The organism is Flavobacterium sp. SH_e, from assembly GCF_025717045.1.
In the GTDB taxonomy this organism is placed as follows: domain Bacteria; phylum Bacteroidota; class Bacteroidia; order Flavobacteriales; family Flavobacteriaceae; genus Flavobacterium.
Genome location: NZ_JAOVZN010000005.1, coordinates 297,511 through 316,510, shown reverse-complemented (window position 1 = coordinate 316,510; position 19,000 = coordinate 297,511). Strand labels below are relative to the sequence as shown.

Sequence of the window (19,000 nt, the reverse complement as noted above, 5' to 3'; positions counted from 1 at the left end):
GTCTTTACTTTTATAAACAGCATTGAAGTTTTGGTTTTTATTTTTTGATCAATTTTGTTTAAAACTTATATGCTATAAAGCATCCCAAGACGCACTTGGATAATAAATAGAACTTGTTACTGGAGCCGTCCAATAATCTTGGCTACCACCACGGAAAGTGTGAAGACTTACTGCATTTACATTTCGCTTAGAATCGTTTGTTACCCAACGTATTTTTTGATTTAATATCTCCGTGCCATTCACATAATATTTTACGTATCCGTCGGTATTTGATCCCGTATTTAACTTAACAGATATTTGACAGTTGTATGTTACTCCCTCTTGAATATAGTATTTTTTTCCAAAATCATTTCCATATTGTCCCGGCTGATCTCTATAATAAACATAAGGCTGAAGATAAGCTCCGCTTCCTTTGGTGGTGTTTGAACCGTTTGGGCAATACCACATAAATCTGGCACTACCGCCATTTCCGTCCCAACCTGGATCACCACCCGTATTTTGGTCACCAATTAAGATTCCATATCCGCATTTGCCACCTCGGCTCCAATAAAAACCTGAATTAAATTTCATTGTGAACCAAACAGTGTAAAGTCCAGTTGACCAAACTCCATACGATGTACACAGACCTCCAGGACACGATAATGTATTGGTTTGTAATGTGATAGTTCTTGCACCAGCGCTACCAGCTGCTAATGCGGCAATTCCATCTGTAGCCAAGGTTTTAGCCGAAATTTCGTTATCAACGATTTTCAGCTCATCTTTTGTAGTAGCTTCCTGTTGCACATTTCCTTCTTGTTCCTTTTCACAGGAATTAAATACTAATGCTGTAATAAACAGTAAACTAGATAATTTTAAGATTCTTTTCATTTTTTAAAGTGTTAAGGTTAGTGAATAATTAATAGTTAGCAAATAATTGATAGTGGTTATATCATTTGATATTAAAGCTGAGAATTTTCGCTCCATCAAATCAATTGATCGGAAAATAAAAACAATGTAAAGTTGATTAATATTAAGCTGTACAAGGGGTAATAAAGTGCGTTTTTACGTACACAAAAATCCAGCCTACGTTAAATCGTCTGTTTTTAGCTGTAAAAATTTAGTAAACCGAAAGAGAAAGCATTAAAATTTAAATAATAAAGTTGCAAGCTTGCAAGGATGTAATGATAAATTTGTGCCAACTAGCTACTATTGCATAATTTTGTAAAGCAAAAAGCAACTAACTTCTAAATATTATATGAATAATACATTTTCTGCCAGCAATCAAATTGGTTTAGTATCTACTTTCTCAGAACTTGTGCATACCAATTTCAAAGGAGAAACAAACGCGCTATGCTGGTACAGAAACTTGGATGGCGATTTTAAGGAAATTGTTGGCAAGCTATCTCTAAAAGAAAACATAACGGAAGTTTCTTCTACAGATTTAATCGCGCTCCAACTTTCAGAAAAAGGAAATATAGCTAGAGAAATAATCTTAAATGATTTAAAATTATTAACCGATTTTGGAGCTTCGCCATCTCTAAATTTGCTGAAGTGTTACGAACGTGATAATGAATTTGATTTCATATCGACTGATGTTTATTCGTTTCATGTCGATCGTTCGCCTATTGCAACCGATACTTTTTTATGTACCTATCACGGAGCGGCAAGTGATATTGTTTCTAATTCGCAAGTAGAGCAAAAAATTCTAATTCCAGAAATTAGAGCAAAGCTAAAAGAGCTTCATGATGGAGCAGAAGAGGAGTTTGAAAACTTTTTGAAGGAGAATTATTTTGATTTGCATTATCAGTTACAAGCAGATGCAGAACCAATTAATTTAGGTTTAGGACATCTTTGGCGTCTGGCTGTAGATCATCCAAAACAAGAAGTGTTGCCTTGTGTTCATAGAGCGCCAGTAGAAAATGAAGGAGAATATAGGTTGTTGCTTATTTGTTGATGAAAACTAATTATGTATATTTGATACATGAACAAACAGACATCTTTTTCAGTATGTGGAGAATCATTGACAGCTCCAATGCACATTTGCGGTTTTTTCGATTCGAGAGAACAGCAATATGAGGTAATCATTCCTTATATCTTAGAGGGCTTGGATGCCAATGATAAAGTCATAAACATTCTTGAGGGAAACCGTCACGGAGAGCATTGCCGTTGTTTGGCTGAAAATGGAATCTCTATTGCTGAAAAACTTTCGAGCGGTCAATTAGAAGTACTAGCTTCTGAAAATACGTATATAAACAATGCCGAGTTTGCTGCGGACAAAATGTACAAAACGCTCGAACAAACTTTATTGTCAGCATCAAGAGCTGGTTATGATAGCGTTAGGGCGTGCGGAGATATGGTTTGGGCGCTTAAGAACCTGCCAGGAACTGATGAACTCTTGGAATACGAAGCTAGACTAAATCTTCTCACACCACAACATTCGGTTTCACTAATTTGTATGTACGATGTCAGCAGTTTCAGCCAAGGTACACTTACAGATATATTACTTACGCATCCGTATGTTATCAAGGACGGAAAAATTAGCAAAAACCCACATTATGTAGAGCCTTTGGAATTGCTTTCTAGTATTTCGAATTCTCGATCTGGTGCGCTTAAGTCCTAATTTTTAAAAGAAAATAAATGGAGACGATAAAGCAGCGAAGATTATTTACAAAAAGAGAATATAATATTCTTGATAATAAAGTGAATTATAAAACATCTTATGTAGGAGGTGAAAGTGAAGGAATGATTGCCTTTGAAAATTTGTCAAAAGAGAAAACGACATATAAAACTTCTAATAATATTATATTACTACTTTCACTGTTTATTTTTGGAATAACAGGAATTTCTTTTTATTTCCGTAATGATAAAGATTCTGATCCAGATGCCTGGATTGCTTTTGCATTTATAGCTATTGTTTTATTTACTATTTATTTTTTTATGAATGAAAATTCATGGAAAATTAGAACTTATAATAACGGACAGCTTCTTTTATTTAAAAAGCACCCTAATAAAAATTTAGTAGACGAATTCATAACAACTTTGTTTTTGGAGAGAGATAATTATTTGCGTGAACGATATTTAAGTTTAGATCCAAATTTAGATTATGCAACTCAGGTAAGCGATTTGAGATGGTTGCGAAATGTGGAAGCAATTTCAAAAAATGAATTTGATCAATATTATTCAGATTTAAAATTGTTATATGCGCCAAAAAGGGGTACAATTGGTTTTATAGATAAATGAAAAATCTTATTTCGATATTTATTATTCTACTTTTAACGAGTTGTAGAAATACGACAGAAAGTGTTTCTGTAAAAAAAGATCTTAAAGATGGGGCTTCTGAAAAAGAGATTTCTCAAAATAAGATAATTATCCCTGTAAAAATAAGTCAGCCTTTTGCTCTCAATGGTATAAAATGTATTTGGAAACAAATTGATTCTATTTCCGGAGCAACAACATTAGAATTAAGAGATTATAAAACACAGCGAATTTTATTAACTCATTCAGATTATTTTAAATCTGAAAATGATTTTAATGAACAAGATTATTTTAATGAGCATTTTCAGGATTTAAATTTTGATGGTTTTAAAGATTTTCTGATCACAAGCAGTGGAAGTTCTCAAATGACGGATATGATAAATATATTCGTGTTTAATAAAAAAACAAAATCATTTGAGTTTTCAGAAGAGCTGTCAGACAATGCGATAGAAGAAAAAGATAGTATTAATAGAATACTATCTACAAGTTCATTTACTATAGATGGTGAGATTAGAAAAAAGCATTATTTTAATAAAAACGGCACCATAAAATACTCTGAAATTATAACCAGAATTGACCTTAGCGAAAACGATTCGACTTCGCATTATAAAAATAATTATGAAAAAATTGTCAATGGCAAAGTAGTTATGACAAAAGAATATACTACTATGGAATGACAACTACATCATTTTCCCTTCTTTTGCATATTCTTTTTTAATTCCTTGAAGCAGATGATTAAGGTTAATGCTTTTGTTTTGATCTTCTAAAGTTTTCAGACAGGCATATTGAATGATATTGACAATGTTAGCGCCTGTAATGTCGTATTTTTTTGAAAGTTCTTGCAGATTTACATCTTCGGCAATTTTAATTCCTTTCGGCAGATTATTTTGCCACAATTTTAAACGTTCGCCGTAAGAAGGGACTTCAAACTCAATTATGGATTGAAATCTTCGGGTAAAAGCACTATCAATATTTGTTTTAAAATTTGAAGCTAAAATCACTAATCCAGGATGATTTTCGATTCGCTGGAGCAAATACGAAACTTCCTGATTGGCATATTTATCGTGTGCGTCCCGTACATTGGTTCTTTTTCCAAAAACAGCATCGGCTTCATCAAAAAACAGAATCCAGTCTTTGTCTGTCGCTTTGTCAAAAAGAGAAGAAAGATTTTTTTCGGTTTCACCAATGTATTTCGAAATCACCATAGATAAATCAATTCTATAAACATCTCTTTGAGTATATTTCCCTAAAAGTGAAGCCGTAAGCGTTTTTCCTGTTCCCGGTGCGCCGTAAAACATAACTCTAAAACCGGGTTTTATTTTGGCTTTCATATTCCATTCGTGAAGCAAAATATCGTTGAATTTAAGCCAAGTTTCTATTTCTTTTATCTGATTTAAAGTATTGGAATTCAAAACCAAATCGTTCCAATCTAATTGCGTTTCTATTAATTGCGCAGGGAAAATACTGCTCAGTTGCGGTTTTAAGATTTTTCCAGTTATGAATTTTTCAATGTATTCCTCTTCTAAAATTAATAAACCGCTCAATTTAGGTTCGCCATTTGGAACAGATTCTACTTTGACAATTCCCTTTTTATGCAAAAAAGATTGATTGTGCAGATAATTATAAAATGATATTCGGTTTTCGAGATCATTTCCCGCAACTAAAAACTGAGCAGTTTCACCAGTTGGCAGAATTCCGCGATGATTCTTTGTTTTCATTCCGCCAAATTCTGGCAGCTCACCACCATTGGGTAAATATTCAGCAATAATCGAACTCAAAAAATCGGGCTTCACGTGAGGAACTAGAGCGAGTCCCAAAACAAGAATATCAATTTCGGACAGATTATTTTCGATAATAAACTCGTCAATAAAACCATTTGAATCAATTTGATTGAATACAGGTTTTGCCATTGGATTTTCAGCTTGAAAAAGAGCATCAAGCTGAAATACAAATTGGTTTTTGAGATATGTAAATACATTTTCCATTTTCTATACTAATGATTCGATTGAGAAAAAATCAAGTTTAGACTGTTTATAATTTCTGATTTTGTCCAACACAGCGTTTCCGTTATTAGAACCACCAGAATTTGTGTTGCCTTCAATAGTTTCTATAGTGTCAGCATGAACAGCAGTTACAATTCCTGTATGGATCCAGTCGTTTGGTGTTTTTTGAAGAAGAAATATATCGCCAGGTTTTATTAAAGCTGGATTAGTTCTGGTTTTTTGGTAACGTGTCAATATATTTTTCTGAAGACCAGTTGTGCCCACAGTATCACAGCTATAAGTCAACGGCATCAATGTCTTAAAGTTCTTCCCCTGAACAGAAGCGGCCTGATCAATAATAGCCTGAACAAAACCCATGCACCAAAACCATTCAGTTCCTTCGTGTCCATCCATATAGCTTCGAACCCACGGTCCAGTATTGCTTTGGTTATTTATGACAAGTTCAAAAGGTTGATTTTTAAGATGATTTTTAGCTGTATTCAGTATTAATTCTCTCAGATTATTTCCCGATATCGGACTTTCAAAAGCTTTTTTGAGTGGTGACGCCAATTTATCAAATAAGTTTTGATCTACAGTTCCGTTTTGAGGCAAACCGTTGAATTTTTGATAATTCAATACAGCTTTTTCTGTTGCAGGACCAAAATCGCCATCGATACCCGTTGCCGTTCCCGAACCTGGATTCTGCATAGCAAATAAATTAAGCCAAGACTGAATTTTTTCAACGTCTTTCTTGTTGTTATTTGCTCCATTTCTTTGTTGTGTTGCTTTAATAAGCAGTTCTTTTTGGTAGAATGTTTTTTGCATGACTTTAGTGTTTTAGATGTTTTAAAATTGTTGTCTCTACAACCTCTCTAGTTTTATTCATTCATTAATATTGAAAGCGGTAAATCGTTAACATTTTCAAGGAGGTGTATTTAATCTCAAAAATTCATTAATCTTAGCAACAAGTGCAGCCCTTGCCTGAGTTTCTCTTCTCATCATCGTTCTTCTAAATACACTATCAACAGAAATATTCAACTTATCATGACGAGTCCATTGTGCATACGATCTTGAATTTTTTGATAAATTTGCTCTGGGACTTAATGCAACAAAGTTTTCCATTAAGTTTAAAACAGCAATTTTTTGTTCAGTGGTCAGGAAGTCAAAATCAGACATTTGTACAATTACTGTAAATGGTATAATATGATCCGCATGTGCAGTACCATCAACAGTTAATGATGGAAAAGCAGGATCTTGAGCACTAGGTGGTAATGTGGATTGTGCCCAAGATTGTAGTTCTGGAGAAGGTGTTTGTTCTCTCAAATAATTAACATCTTCATTTATAACGATTATTTCCCCAGTACTTACTTTTGTTACAAAATTGCTAAATACAGTGCTGAATTTAGCACTTTGTCTGCGGAATCTATAAGAAACTAAACCTTGTCTTTCTGGTTCCACTATTTCAGCTATATAAGATCCTGTTATATAGGGAGCTTTAATATGTTGTCCAATACTCACGGGTGAGCTGCCACCGGGAACGAGTTTTTCCCAAGTTCTTTGTTCAATACCTTGATTTATAGTGGCGGTATTATAAACAACAGTTGAAGCAGGTTGATTTAAAATTTTCACTGTCAATTGTTCTGTAGCTGAATTTATTGCAGTAACTAAATAATATGTGTCATTTGTTTTATCCAACAACAAATCTTGAATCTCTATTTTAGTTCCTGATTTTGGAATTTGCAAAATAGATCTCTGAACATAGTTAAAATTCCAATTTTCTCCTCCGTCGGTAACAGATGAAATATTAATAACATTAGCATGATCGGCATTGATTTTATTTTTTACTGCTTCTGCTTCATCAATCGTAATACTTCCTCCATCTTTTTCTTTTTCACTTTCAGAATTAATTTCCGCTAAAGCTCCTGCAATTGCACCAGAAGGTGTTGCTGTTTCTGGTTGACTTCTTCCCATCACTCTGTCCAGCAACGCCATTCCTCTATCTACAGCCTGATTCACTAACCATGTCAGCGCTTCATCAACCATTTGGCGAACAGCAATAAGCATTTCGCCAATTCTTGCTCCAATGCCAGTTAAACCAACTTGATTTGCCAAGAAACCTATTACAACAGGCATTGCTTGTCCCATGGTTCTTTCTAGATAATCTGCTGCTGTGGCGACATTGCCTCGGGCTAAATCGGCTACACCATTGACAAACGAATTGACCACTTCGAGCATTTCGCGCAAGTATTTGATAAAACTTTGAATTGCATTAAAGAACGCCATAGCACCATTTATCACAGCCATGATTCCCGTTGGGTCAAGCATGCTTAAAAGTCTGGCTGTAATTCTATTGACAATACGTTCCATAACAAAGTTTTTCACGGCATCGAGAACGGTATTCCATAAATTGCTAAGCTGTTCTTGTATTTTGTCCCAAATGGCGGCCATACCACGTTCTTGAACATCTTTAATAAATGTCCAAATACCTTCGAGCGTATTAATCATACTGCGGATTCTGGCCACTCTAGCAGGGCCAATGCGTGGATGCGCGGCTAGTTTTTCCCAGATTCTTTCCATCGAGATATTCAGCACTTCTAATATCCAAGAAATAACACCGCGTAAAGAAAAATCAGTAAGTACAGGAATATTGGCATCTTTTAATTCGCTCATTAGCCAGCCCGTTACACCATTGATTAAGTGGGTTACGATATTATCAAAAAACTGTACGAATCCTTGTTTAAGCGCTCGGAGTATGTTTTTCAAGAAACCAATTGGATCTTTCTTAATGTCTTCAATAGCTTCTAAGGCTCTGGTAATGATATTTCCGATGAGATCGAATGGAAAATTCATGATTTCGAGAATAGCCATAATAACGATTCTGACAATTTCTGCCACAAAAGCAATTAATCGGCCTATAGGTTCTCCAAACTTCTCAATGATTCTCATGAAAGCATCTATTGGATGAATAAGGTCATTGATAGTCATAGAATCCCAGATATCGGTAAATAGCTGTATGATAGATTGAGGTGTCATGTTGAGCGTCTCTACTGCAGCTTCAATTTCGCCTGTAATTCTGGCTATTGCACCAGATTCCACCATTTGTGCATATTGTTCTTCTCCGCCATCCATAAGGCTCATGAAACCTCTTATCATATTTGGAACTGTACGGGGTACTACCTCTTGCGTAAAAGGATCTTTTCCAATAATCACTTTAACAAGCGAATAGCCTCTTACAGTGGCAGCCTGAGAAGAAAGCCATCCTAATAGCGATTCTTTCACAAGCTCTAATACTTTTAGCGCTACACCTGATGCAAAATCCCAAACTCTTTGTAAAAAGTCTCCAGCTTGGTCGGCAAGCGCTGAAAGATTATCTGAAATATTGGCCAGATTTGAAGGCTGAATAGCATTCCAAGCTGACGTTATAAGTCCGCTAAGTTCGCTTAACAATGAATCGAAAGTTCCGACTTGTGTATCAAGCCAATCGGCGGTTTTTTGCAGCGTGCCTTTTTCACGCATTTGCTCAAGCTCTGTCTGCTTGTCTATCAGTATTAAGAAATCTTCTAATATTTCTACAGTTGTTGCAGTAACTTCTTGATTACGCAGCGGATCGTATTTGATTATTTTTTTGAGAAGTGAATATGCTTTGTTTTCGGCTAATAATGGTTCTGCAACATCAATCAACGCTTCTTTTATCCAAGTTATGATTTGATCAACAAGCGAAGTTGCAAAAGTAGTTACCCGATTTACTAAGTCATTAAATTTAGTTCTAGCAACATCTATGAAAGTTCCAATTGAAGATTCGTTCCAAGCATCTTGAACAAGTTGAAGTAACGCATCCATACTAAGACCCAATTCGCTCAAACGACTGTTGACCCAATCAAAAACACGATCAATAATGCCATATTCTTGTAATTTGTCAAATATGGCTGTTCCAAATGGAATTAATCCCATAAATCCTTCAATAAGATTGATGGCATTTCTTTTTACATTTACATCATTTAAGGGATCGTAACCTGCTACAACTGTAAGTAGTGTATAACCAGGAATATGTCTGACATTGTTTTTTATAAAATCAGGAATAGCGAAAGACAATAATGACTCTTGAATCATTTCTGGAGCAGGGGAGATGGATTCAGGTTTTCTTCTAATAGCTGCTCCCTGTTGTACAGTATGTGTTAATTCGTGGGCGAGTAAATGTTTGCCTTCTTTAGAATTCGGATTGTATTTTCCTTCGTTAAAATAAATATTGTTTCCAGTAGCAAAAGCCTGTGCGCCTAATTGCTTATTCATTTGAACAGCATTAGAATCATTATGGATACGAACATTGCTGAAATCGGCTCCAATACCAGATTCCATTTCGGTTTTTACTTTTCCCGTAAGGGGAGAACCTCCGCCTTTACTGCTGTTTAATTTGGACTCGATATTAGAATTATCGCTAGGATTGGCATCGCTAGCAGTACTTTTTTGAAGTTGTTTTTCTTCGTCTGAGTTTTGTTTCTCTTCTTCTTTTTTCTGCTGTACGTTTTCTTCTTCTCCTTTATTTTGAATTAAAGGTTTGATTGATGAAGCACTTTTTGAAACAGTTTCTGGTTTTTTGATTTCTTTTTTATTCGGAACTGTTTCTTCTTTTTTCTGAGTTTTCTCTTCTAGCTTATGCTGAATTAACGTTTTTGAAGAAAAAGCTGGATTGATTTCTCTTTTTTCTGTTATTCTAGAATCGAGTTTATTTTGGATTAATTGCTCTTTAAGCTGTACAACAGGTGTTATAGTTGGGGCAGTAGTTTTTCGCTGCACTTCTTTATTTTTCTCTTCTTGTTTTTGAACATCGCGAGCCAGTTTCTTTTGCATTACTGGCGATGGCGAAAAGAAAGAGTCTGTTTTAGCCGTTTGTTTATTCGCTACTACGTGGTCTGCGACTCTATCAGCTTCTACTTCAAATTTATCATTAGATTTTCCTATATTCAATTTTGCCTGAACACCAAAAAAAGATTCCTTCCCCTTGTCATGATGTGACGCGGAGTGCGGAGAATTTGAATTTGTTTTTTTGGTTAAGACTGGCATATTTTATTGACTTACGCTATAATTTGATTTTAAAGCTGAACTAGATCTTGAATATATTCTAATGAAATATTTATCTCCGGGAGTTACACTTGCAATCTTAAATTCTAAGGTCGAAGGGATATTATCCGACGATAGCCTTTTTGAACCTATATTAGTGTCATCGAATCGACCACATTTTATAACCTGAGCACTGAAATCTTCTTTAATCCAAGAGGCAGGAGGTTCCATATAATCTACATCAATAACTATTTTTAAAGCGTCACTTTTAGAAGGGATAAAAGTTTCAGTATAACAGGTATTGTGATAATTAGAACACGATCCGGATAAATTTAAGGTTGTAGTTGTATCGCAATCCGAATCGGATAGTTTCTGAACACTATTTGTTTTTTTGCTGCCAGTCTGCTGAATCGTATGTGTAAGTTCATGCGCCAGCAGATGTTTACCTTCTTTGGAGTTTGGATTGTATTTTCCTTTATTAAAATAGACGTCGTTGCCATGAGTGAAAGCTTGTGCGCCCAATTCTTCACTCATTTGAACGGCTTTGCTGTCTGTATGGATGTTTACATTGCTAAAATCAGTACCAAAACCCGATTCCATTTCACGTTTTGTGTTTTTGTCCATAGCATTTCCGCCACCTTTAGAGCTGTTGAGATTACTTTCTACGTTTTCATTTACTGAGTTCGATTCCTTTAGCTTTGCTTGAACTGGTTTCTCTTCTTTTTTCTGAGCCTTTTTGTCTTCATTTTCACAATCGGCGCATTTTTTTTGCACTTTCTTGTCTTCTTCCTTATCCGATTTCTTTTGAACTTTTTTGTCTTCTTCTTTTTCTCCCTTTTTCTGTACTTTTTTGTCTTCTTCCTTATCGGATTTCTTTTGAACTTTTTTGTCTTCTTCTTTTTCCGCACCTTTTTTTTGCAGAGGCTGTTCTTGTGCCAAGTCTTGTTTTTGAACAGTTGAAACGGTTTCTGCAATAGGTTTTTGCTGTACAGCTTCTTCGCTTCTGGATTGCAATAAACCTCCAGTTTTACGCTTGTTCACTACTTTATCAGCAACATTATCGGCCTCTACTTCATATTTATCTCCTACAGCGCCCGTAGTTAGTTTCTTTTGAACTTTTGGTCCAAAAAAAGTAGAAGGGGAGTGATTAGCTATTTTCTTTTGTTCAAATTCTCTCATGATCTATTATTTTACCATTCTGAAATACTAATTTGTTTCTCTAAACAAACTGCGGATTATTTGCGATAACACCTTCTTTCTCTAATGCATTTTTTATTTGCTTATACCAATACGGAAATATTTTAGAGAGTCGAAGTTCAATTTCATCAACAACATATTTTTCATATTTCTTCATTCCAAAAAAATGAGAATACCCAATACTATCGGCATGTTTTCCTTGTTCTGTTATGTTTTCTCCTTTTAAAAGCATTGTTGGATTATTGTTTTTATAATTCAATAGCGATGCAAGAGTATATTGTTCTATTAAAATGCAGGTTTCATAACCTTCTTGTTTTAATTCAGTTAAGTTTTCTTGGTTTTCGATATATATTTTCTCCAAGTCATAATAGCTTTTTATAAATTCATCGCGGAGCTTGAGATCATTAAAACCAAATATGCCACAGTTATAAGAATAGCCTAAATTGGTATGCCAGTAAGGCAGATTCTTCGTGTATTTATTAAAAAACTCTACCTGCTTCTTATAATGGATTTCATAAGTATCTTCCTTGCGTTCTACTATAACAGCATCAAAAAGAAAATCTATTTTTTTCTTAATAAAGATGTCAGTGTCTATGTGAACAAATGGTTCTGTTTGAAGTTCCATAGCATTAATTTTTGATTTCATCCAAAGGTCAATTTTATTGTCGTTTTGCACCTTGGTAACGGCACAAGGAAGCATATACAGGAATTCAAAACCTATTTCGTCCACATAAAGCTCAATCTCTTCATACCACAAATGGCTGTATAATACACTTAGAGCAGTCATGTAGACAGTTTCCCTTAATTTGTCTCCCATATCCCATCTGTTGTTCATTATAGGAAGTACATCGAGGCTGTAAATCATTTTGTGTCGTTGCTTCATATCTTTTATTTTAAGCAATACCTTCATTCTCTAAGGCATTCTTTACTTCTTTGTACCAATACGGGAACAGTTTAGAAAGCCTATTTTCGATTTCCTGAACAATGTCAATTCTGTATTTTTTTTGACCCACAATGTGTGAATAACCAATTTTATCTGCCAATTGGAAATTTTCGAATAAGTTTTTTTTCCAAAGCAATAATGTTGGTTTAATATTATGATGATGTAATAATGACGCAAGATTATACTGTTCTAAAACAATACAGGGTTCTATTTTTGCTATTTTGGGATTATGATTTTTTATAAATATTTCTTCTAAATCATAAAAAACTTTCAAAAACTGATCTCTAAGCCCAAAGTCTCTAAAACCTAGTACTCCGCAATTATATGCATATCCTAAATCGGGTTTCCAATACTCTAAATTTTGAGTAAATTGATTAAAAAAATCCAACCGATATTGGTACATGCCGTATAATTCATAATCGTTTTGTTCAACAATTACCTTATCAAAATCAAAATTTATTTTTTTCTTTATAAAGACATCATTGTCAAGATGTACGAAAGGTTTTGTTTGTTTTTCCATGACATCAATTTTCGATTTCATCCAGATGACAGTATCCTCATTGCTCTTAATTTTAGTAACTCTGATGGGAAGCATATAAAGAAACTTATATGCATTGTCATCAGCATAAAGTTCGATATCTTGATACCATAAATGGCTGTATAGTATGCTTAATGCAGTCGAATAAATAGTTTCTTTAAATTTATTGCCTTGATTCCATCGATTATTACTGACAGGAAATGCATCTAAACTGTAAATTATTCTAGGCTCTTCCTTCATAAAATATTCTTTTTAATGGTATGAATTAAGTTTTTTTCTTCTAAGAAAGTTACATTGTTGTACAAAGAAGCTTTTCGGCTGTGCTTGTATAATCGCTTCCATTCGTAATTTTCTCCTGCTATTTCTGAGGTTTTTAGATGTATCTCACTGTTGTGATATTTTTTCATTTCATTAAATGAGGAGTGCCAAACCATTTTGCCCAAAAGAGGTGATTGCGTCAAGGTTAGTCTCGAAAAATCATTTGGAAAATTATCTACATTTATTTCCTTGCCATTGATTTTGAATTTATAAACCAATGTTTCTCCGTTTTTGGTTCTGTAAAATTTAGAGGTATATCTCTTTATGTCTACTTTATTCTTAATTGGGTTTAAATCTTCTTCGTCTTCATACAATATGTCCAAATCATTTACGCGCATTTGATAGTACTGGCGAAGGTTCAGATAATCTGCAACGCCTCCGCAAAAAGCAATTTTCGACAAATCAAGATTATCGAATACAAATCCCAACGCTTTTTGCTGTTCAATGAGAATATTTCTTTTATCGTATTCTAAAAAAGAAGTGTTATCAGCATTCATACTTTTAATTTTTACCAGTTGACGTATATGATTCGTTTTTTCCAAGCCAATTTTACGATGCTCAAATTCCAGCTTAGTTTATCTAATAAAACATCTTGTGTTTTTCGCTCCATTGTAATTACAGGACTATCTTCTCCATTGATGTTCAGTTTTCCAGGTCGCTGCAAAAATTCATTTTGAAGTAATTCTGCCGATGATGTTTTCATTATTTCCCAATTGCTCAACACGGCTTGTAGCATTGCGGAAGCTTCTTTTTTCATTTCTTTAGAGAGTACAATGTTTCTTTCAATAGGTTCAGCTATTGGAATATTACACAAAAACTTTTCGAAGAGCATAGCGTTTTCATAATCCTGTTCTTTTCCTGTGGCTACATAATGCAAGAGGTGCGCGGCAACTTCGGGATTATTTATAGTATTGTCTTTATTGAGCAGTTTGCAATTCTCAAAAAGAGATTTCAAAAAGGGATGAATTAATACTAAACCTGCATTGTCAACATAAGATTCGTTAATATCTGTACCTAATATCTCTTGTTCTTTTTTTTCAAAAGAAGGCTCTTTTTTATCGATTATTTCTTCGTTATTATTTGGAGTTTCTTTTGAGTTGTTTGATAGAGTTTCGGTATTTTTATCATCGTTGCTAATAGTCGAATCTTTGCTTTTCAACAAAATCAAATTTGGGTCGGGTAATAGATTTTCATTGTTTTCCTGAATTCTTTCTGTTTCTATTTTCGCCTCGTTTTCTGCTTCTGTCTGATTTTCTAGTTCTTTTGCATTTACTATTTCTGCCTTATTTTCAACTTTCGCTTCATTTTCTATTTCTGTTGCGTTTTTTGTCTCTGTTCCAGTTTTTATCGTCTCTAGATCGTTTTGAACAGCTTCTATTTCTTTTTCTTTTAAAATAGCATGGTTTAGTTTTTTTTCGATAATTGCAATAATTGCATCAAGATTAGCTAGTAATTCCAGTTCGTTTTGGCTTTTTGTCTGATTTTCGATTTCCTTTAGAAAAAGTTCTTTGTGTTGTAAAAAAATGTTCTTTTTACGAAATTCAAATACATTGCAAATCAATCTGAAAAGCTTTTGTTTGACAATTGAATCGCTTGTCTCCAAAAGATTTAAAATGACTATCTCCCACATTAAAAATCGTTGATTAGGAATCAATTGATTTTTAGCCATACTAGTTTCAATGTGTTTTTTAATGGCTTCGATACCGATTATTTTAGCACTGCTGTAGGTATTATTTTTTTTAAGCAATATTCCTTTTTTGATAATGTTTACAATGTGGCTGTCACTAAATTGTTTGATAAATCTTGTTCTTACAATTGGTTTTTGGACTGCATTAGTCCATTTAAAAGAAAAATTTTTATCATTTAATATTTTTATAAATGATTTATCTTCAACTGTTTTAAAGTTATTATCTAAAGTTGTCCACCAAGGATTTATGCCTGTTTCCAGAAAATGAAAAAAACGTTCTATTTCCTTTTCTTGCGGTTTGACCAGTTTATAGCCTTCGACATTTGTATCTTTCTTTTCAAAAACTTCTTCAACTTGTTTCGTGATTTTTTTCAGAATCTGTTCTTTGAAATTTTCGAAATCTAAATTTTGATTTATTGAAATGTCAAGGTTGAGTTTGTCTAATTGTATGCTGTATAAAGGATTTTTCGAATCTACTTCATTAAAATAATTTTCTAAAAGCACGAATACTTCCTTTTGCAAAAACGCATCAATATTATCCTTGAGATAATATCCTTTTTCTTTAGAATTGGTATTTATCTCAAGGAAAACCTTATTGATAATATGTCTATTTAAGCTTTGCACTGGCTGTAAGGGCTTCTATTTGTATGTTTAAAGAGGATATGATAAAATCGATTTTAGGAAATACTTTTAACATGCTTGACAAAAACTTTTTCAAGGAACCATCAGTATCTGTGTTGAATTGTATTTCGACAAAACTTTTAAATAAATTAGTAAAGAGTATTTCGATTGGGATAATTTGTTTTTCTGATGCTTTAAGCGTTTCTGGATCCTGACATCTCAAAATCGTATAAAACAATATAGTATTTAGCGATACAAGCGTTTGTACTGCACTAATCAGAACCGGATTTTGCAGTTTAATGGCAGAAGCAACAACTGCAGATAGTAAATTGAAATTTTCCTGCGTGAATAATCCAGATAATTTATCATTTGACTTACCATTGATGTAACTCTCAAGGTCTTTTTGAACTTCGACCAATCTGTTTTCCGTTTCAGAAATTAAGCGATTAGTTTCTCTATTGAATTTATTTGAAACGGAGATTTCTTTTAAATTAGAAATTGTTTCAAGTGAGTTTTTTACAAATAAATCAGCATTGTCAAGACAGGTATTTACCTCAACGGTTTTTCTAATTTCAATAAACCTTGGACCATCAGTGGCCGAACCGCAGTTGCCTTCAGCAGTTAATAAAACAGAAATAGAAGATTCATTATATAATGAAGTTTGTCTTGTGATAGGATCTTTTTTATCTGTGACTATTACTTCTTTATCAATTTTCCAAGTATATGTTTTAGCATTTAAAGAATTGTTGGTTAAGGTTAGAATTCCCGCCGCATCTATATTAAAGCTAAAACTAGCAGTAGGAAGCTCTAAAAGTGTAATGGTAAGATTAGATGGTTTGTCGTCTATAAAAATGGTTACCGTTTTGACATCTTTAGATACTTCGCCTGGAGCAAACATATATTTTTCTCCGAATGTTACTTGAACTCCTTCTCCTAAAATTTCTACCCCTTTTATATTAGGTTGTAGAGTAAGCTCTACAGGTTTATCGTTTCGGCAAAAGGATATTTCGTTTACTAATTTGCCATCTACCAACACTTTTGGATCTTCAATTTCAAAACTTACAGGATGAGTGACTTTAAAATCGCAATTGCCATTGTCTGCATAAAGTACAACGTCAAATGTGAAGTTCTTTTGCGATTCACTATTATACTTGTAAATATGTTTTATTTCTGTTTTATCATCTGTTATAGGATCGGTTTTGTCTCCAAAATCCCAAGTATATTTATTGCCTTCAATATTTTCTCCAGTTATGGTAAAAGTAACTTCAGTTTCGTCAGCTCCAGAAGGTTTTGAGGGAACTGCAACAAAATCGAATTTTGGTTTTTCAAAAATGGTTATCTTACAATCAGTATCAAAATTATTGACTGTAAAGGTTATAGGCTGGCCTATCAGCTCTTTACTGACTGCATTTGGATCAAAAACAAGTGCGCCAAATTCATTTACTTTTATTCCTCCATTTTGATCGGATCTAATGTTGGCTTTTACAAAACCTCCTGCTGGAGATACTTTAAACGGCAGAGTAGGTGTTTTGCTGTCAAAACAAATTTTATCTACTGGCAAACTAAGGCCTATATTGTTTTCGTCACAACATAAATACGGTATTGAGAAATCAGCAACAACTGGATTTAAAATGTTTATGCCTTCCGCAAATTTTTCGAAGTCACCAGTTAAAGATAATCTGCGGTTTTTATAGTAAGGAATTTTTTCTTCCAGATAGATCATTATGAAAGTTCCTCCCGGAATTACGCCTGCTTTATGCTCGTAGCCGTGATTTTTGTTTAGGTAATATTTGGTGAAATATTGGTTGGTTTTATCCAATTCATTTGCATTTACTGCTAGAATCATTATATTGAATCCAAGTCCATTATCTAATCTAATTTGCTGAATTGCTTTAAGTACTTCTTTGTAATTGCGCCCCTGATGTCCTTCAATTCTATAAAAATCACTATCAAGATATATTTCGAGCGGATTTTTAGTATTCAATAAATCGTCATGGTAACTGACATTGTTTTTTTCTAATCCTAAAAAGGTTTTATCAAAATCCCAAGCTTTAATAAGCGAATCAGTTACATTGTTGTAAAAAGGAATGGCTTTTTTGCCCAATTTGCCCATTTGTAATGAAGGCGTAATTTTTATAAAATCATGTAACGGATTGTAATTTTCTAGTAATTCTGCACTTCGAAGAATGAGATTGTACATTCTTTGTCTGGCTGTGTTTTCGCCATAGCATATTTTTATTTCATCTGATGTTAAGTCTTTTTCTTCAGAATCTTTATCATCTGCAAGGCAGTCATTACAAGTGTTAAGGCTTTCTCCTGTAAGCAAAGGCGATTTGTAAAAAGCATGACGAAATTCAAAACAAGGTTCTGTTTTTATTAATTCGCCTAACATTAAGTGCTTTGGAAACGCATTAATATCAGGATAACAATAACTATCCTCTATGTCAAGTAAAAGTGCTCTGATTTCGTTGTAAGTATCAACAAGATCGTTAAGTAGATCATATCGATATTGAAAATCTGATGGAAGTACAGGATCTCCTTCAAAATTAAATAGTTCGGTTATCTTTTTTTGAATTGCATCTAAAACAATTGGCATATTTAAGCCTGTCAGCAGCTGATTGTAGCCTTCCTGCAAATTTTTAACTGCATTGTTTTTGAAAATTCCTTTCGTAAAAGTTTGTTTTATAGCCTCAAGATGAGCGAAATCTTCTTTTTTTAGTACAATTCTGTTCGATTTTAGATCTGGTAATGTATGGTATAAATTGACAAAATTGATTTTACCAATCATGCTGTCATGATTCATTATTTGTGTGGCAACGGTTTTGCTGACAATTAAAATTTTATAATTGCCTACAATTTCCAGTCCCTGATTGTCACAAGAAAGGCTTACGCAAAGGTCAGATTCTTTTTCATAAGACTCCAAATACAAAAGGATTACAGCATCTTTAAACTCAAATTCTGTATTTGCTGTAAATTGAGTTAAAGGAAAATTAGGATCTTTTTCTTTTTTTTGCTGTTCTTCTGTTAAGAGTTCAAAAAGAGGCAATTGTTTGTTTGATCCATCATAAAAAAATGGTTTATAAGCCGCTTTTGTATTATCATAGACTTTACAGTGCGTATAGGTTTTGGAATCAAAATCGATTTTTTTGTTTCCCAATACATCTGCCTGATATAATTTAAAAAGATCACCATCTGTAGTTATGCCAGTTCCTTGCGTTGTTGAAATCGTTTTTTGTGCTTCATTATAAGAAGGATAAAGTCCGCAAACTATACCAACGCCACTTAGGTAAATGCGGGATAGGCGATCCTGATCGTCAAAAAAATCTACAACCTCATTAAGGTTTCCTTCTGTAAGTACCTGATTCTTTGTGAATCGTCGGTATTGTGTTGTTATTGTTGAAAGTTTTGCTGACATGGCAATA

At 33.7% G+C, this 19,000-nt stretch carries 14 protein-coding genes; 4 read left to right on the top strand and 10 right to left on the bottom strand.

Annotation, left to right across the window (positions count from 1 at the left end; genetic code table 11):
• Window positions 1-72: 72 nt before the first annotated feature.
• Window positions 73-867: a polysaccharide lyase gene (locus OD917_RS09275; RefSeq protein ID WP_263523259.1), complete on the bottom strand. Its 795-nt coding sequence runs from the start codon at window positions 865-867 to the stop codon at window positions 73-75.
• A gap of 367 nt (window positions 868-1,234) precedes the next feature.
• Here OD917_RS09275 and OD917_RS09270 point away from each other — a divergent pair, with 367 nt between their 5' ends.
• The 4 genes from OD917_RS09270 to OD917_RS09255 are packed head-to-tail and all read left to right on the top strand — an operon-like array spanning window position 1,235 to window position 3,911.
• A complete protein-coding gene (locus tag OD917_RS09270; protein WP_263523258.1) occupies window positions 1,235-1,933 on the top strand; it encodes a DUF1826 domain-containing protein in 699 nt (232 codons plus the stop codon).
• Window positions 1,934-1,960: 27 nt separating this feature from the next.
• On the top strand, window positions 1,961-2,599 hold the full coding sequence (locus tag OD917_RS09265; RefSeq protein WP_263523257.1) for an MEDS domain-containing protein: 639 nt from the start codon (window positions 1,961-1,963) through the stop codon (window positions 2,597-2,599).
• Window positions 2,600-2,616: 17 nt separating this feature from the next.
• On the top strand, window positions 2,617-3,219 hold the full coding sequence (locus OD917_RS09260) for a hypothetical protein (protein WP_263523256.1): 603 nt from the start codon (window positions 2,617-2,619) through the stop codon (window positions 3,217-3,219).
• Window positions 3,216-3,911: an XAC2610-related protein gene (locus OD917_RS09255; RefSeq protein WP_263523255.1), complete on the top strand. Its 696-nt coding sequence runs from the start codon at window positions 3,216-3,218 to the stop codon at window positions 3,909-3,911. Before OD917_RS09260 ends, OD917_RS09255 begins: the two co-directional genes overlap by 4 nt.
• A gap of 3 nt (window positions 3,912-3,914) precedes the next feature.
• On the opposite strand, the gene OD917_RS09250 is transcribed toward OD917_RS09255, so the two are convergent.
• The 9 genes from OD917_RS09250 to OD917_RS09210 form a co-directional block, all read right to left on the bottom strand.
• Entirely contained in the window at window positions 3,915-5,219 is a 1,305-nt protein-coding gene (locus tag OD917_RS09250; RefSeq protein ID WP_263523254.1) for an ATP-binding protein, read from the bottom strand.
• A 3-nt stretch (window positions 5,220-5,222) separates the two neighbouring features.
• Window positions 5,223-6,041 (bottom strand): peptidoglycan-binding protein, encoded by an 819-nt coding sequence (locus OD917_RS09245; RefSeq protein WP_263523253.1) that lies wholly within the window; start codon window positions 6,039-6,041, stop codon window positions 5,223-5,225.
• Between the two features lie 96 nt (window positions 6,042-6,137).
• Window positions 6,138-10,277: a DUF4157 domain-containing protein gene (locus OD917_RS09240; RefSeq protein WP_263523252.1), complete on the bottom strand. Its 4,140-nt coding sequence runs from the start codon at window positions 10,275-10,277 to the stop codon at window positions 6,138-6,140.
• Between the two features lie 3 nt (window positions 10,278-10,280).
• Window positions 10,281-11,453: a DUF4157 domain-containing protein gene (locus OD917_RS09235; RefSeq protein ID WP_263523251.1), complete on the bottom strand. Its 1,173-nt coding sequence runs from the start codon at window positions 11,451-11,453 to the stop codon at window positions 10,281-10,283.
• 40 nt (window positions 11,454-11,493) lie between these two features.
• Window positions 11,494-12,354: a DUF6734 family protein gene (locus OD917_RS09230; protein ID WP_263523250.1), complete on the bottom strand. Its 861-nt coding sequence runs from the start codon at window positions 12,352-12,354 to the stop codon at window positions 11,494-11,496.
• A gap of 10 nt (window positions 12,355-12,364) precedes the next feature.
• Window positions 12,365-13,192, bottom strand: a complete 828-nt coding sequence (locus tag OD917_RS09225) for a DUF6734 family protein (protein WP_263523249.1) — start codon at window positions 13,190-13,192, stop codon at window positions 12,365-12,367.
• On the bottom strand, window positions 13,189-13,767 hold the full coding sequence (locus tag OD917_RS09220; RefSeq protein WP_263523248.1) for a hypothetical protein: 579 nt from the start codon (window positions 13,765-13,767) through the stop codon (window positions 13,189-13,191). The genes OD917_RS09225 and OD917_RS09220 overlap by 4 nt, the downstream gene beginning before the upstream one ends.
• An 11-nt stretch (window positions 13,768-13,778) precedes the next feature.
• Window positions 13,779-15,581, bottom strand: coding sequence for a contractile injection system tape measure protein (locus OD917_RS09215; RefSeq protein ID WP_263523247.1), 1,803 nt, complete (start codon window positions 15,579-15,581; stop codon window positions 13,779-13,781).
• Window positions 15,565-18,993 carry a hypothetical protein gene (locus tag OD917_RS09210; RefSeq protein ID WP_263523246.1) on the bottom strand — a complete coding sequence of 1,143 codons (3,429 nt, stop codon included), beginning with the start codon at window positions 18,991-18,993 and terminating at the stop codon, window positions 15,565-15,567. Before OD917_RS09210 ends, OD917_RS09215 begins: the two co-directional genes overlap by 17 nt.
• Window positions 18,994-19,000 lie beyond the last annotated feature (7 nt).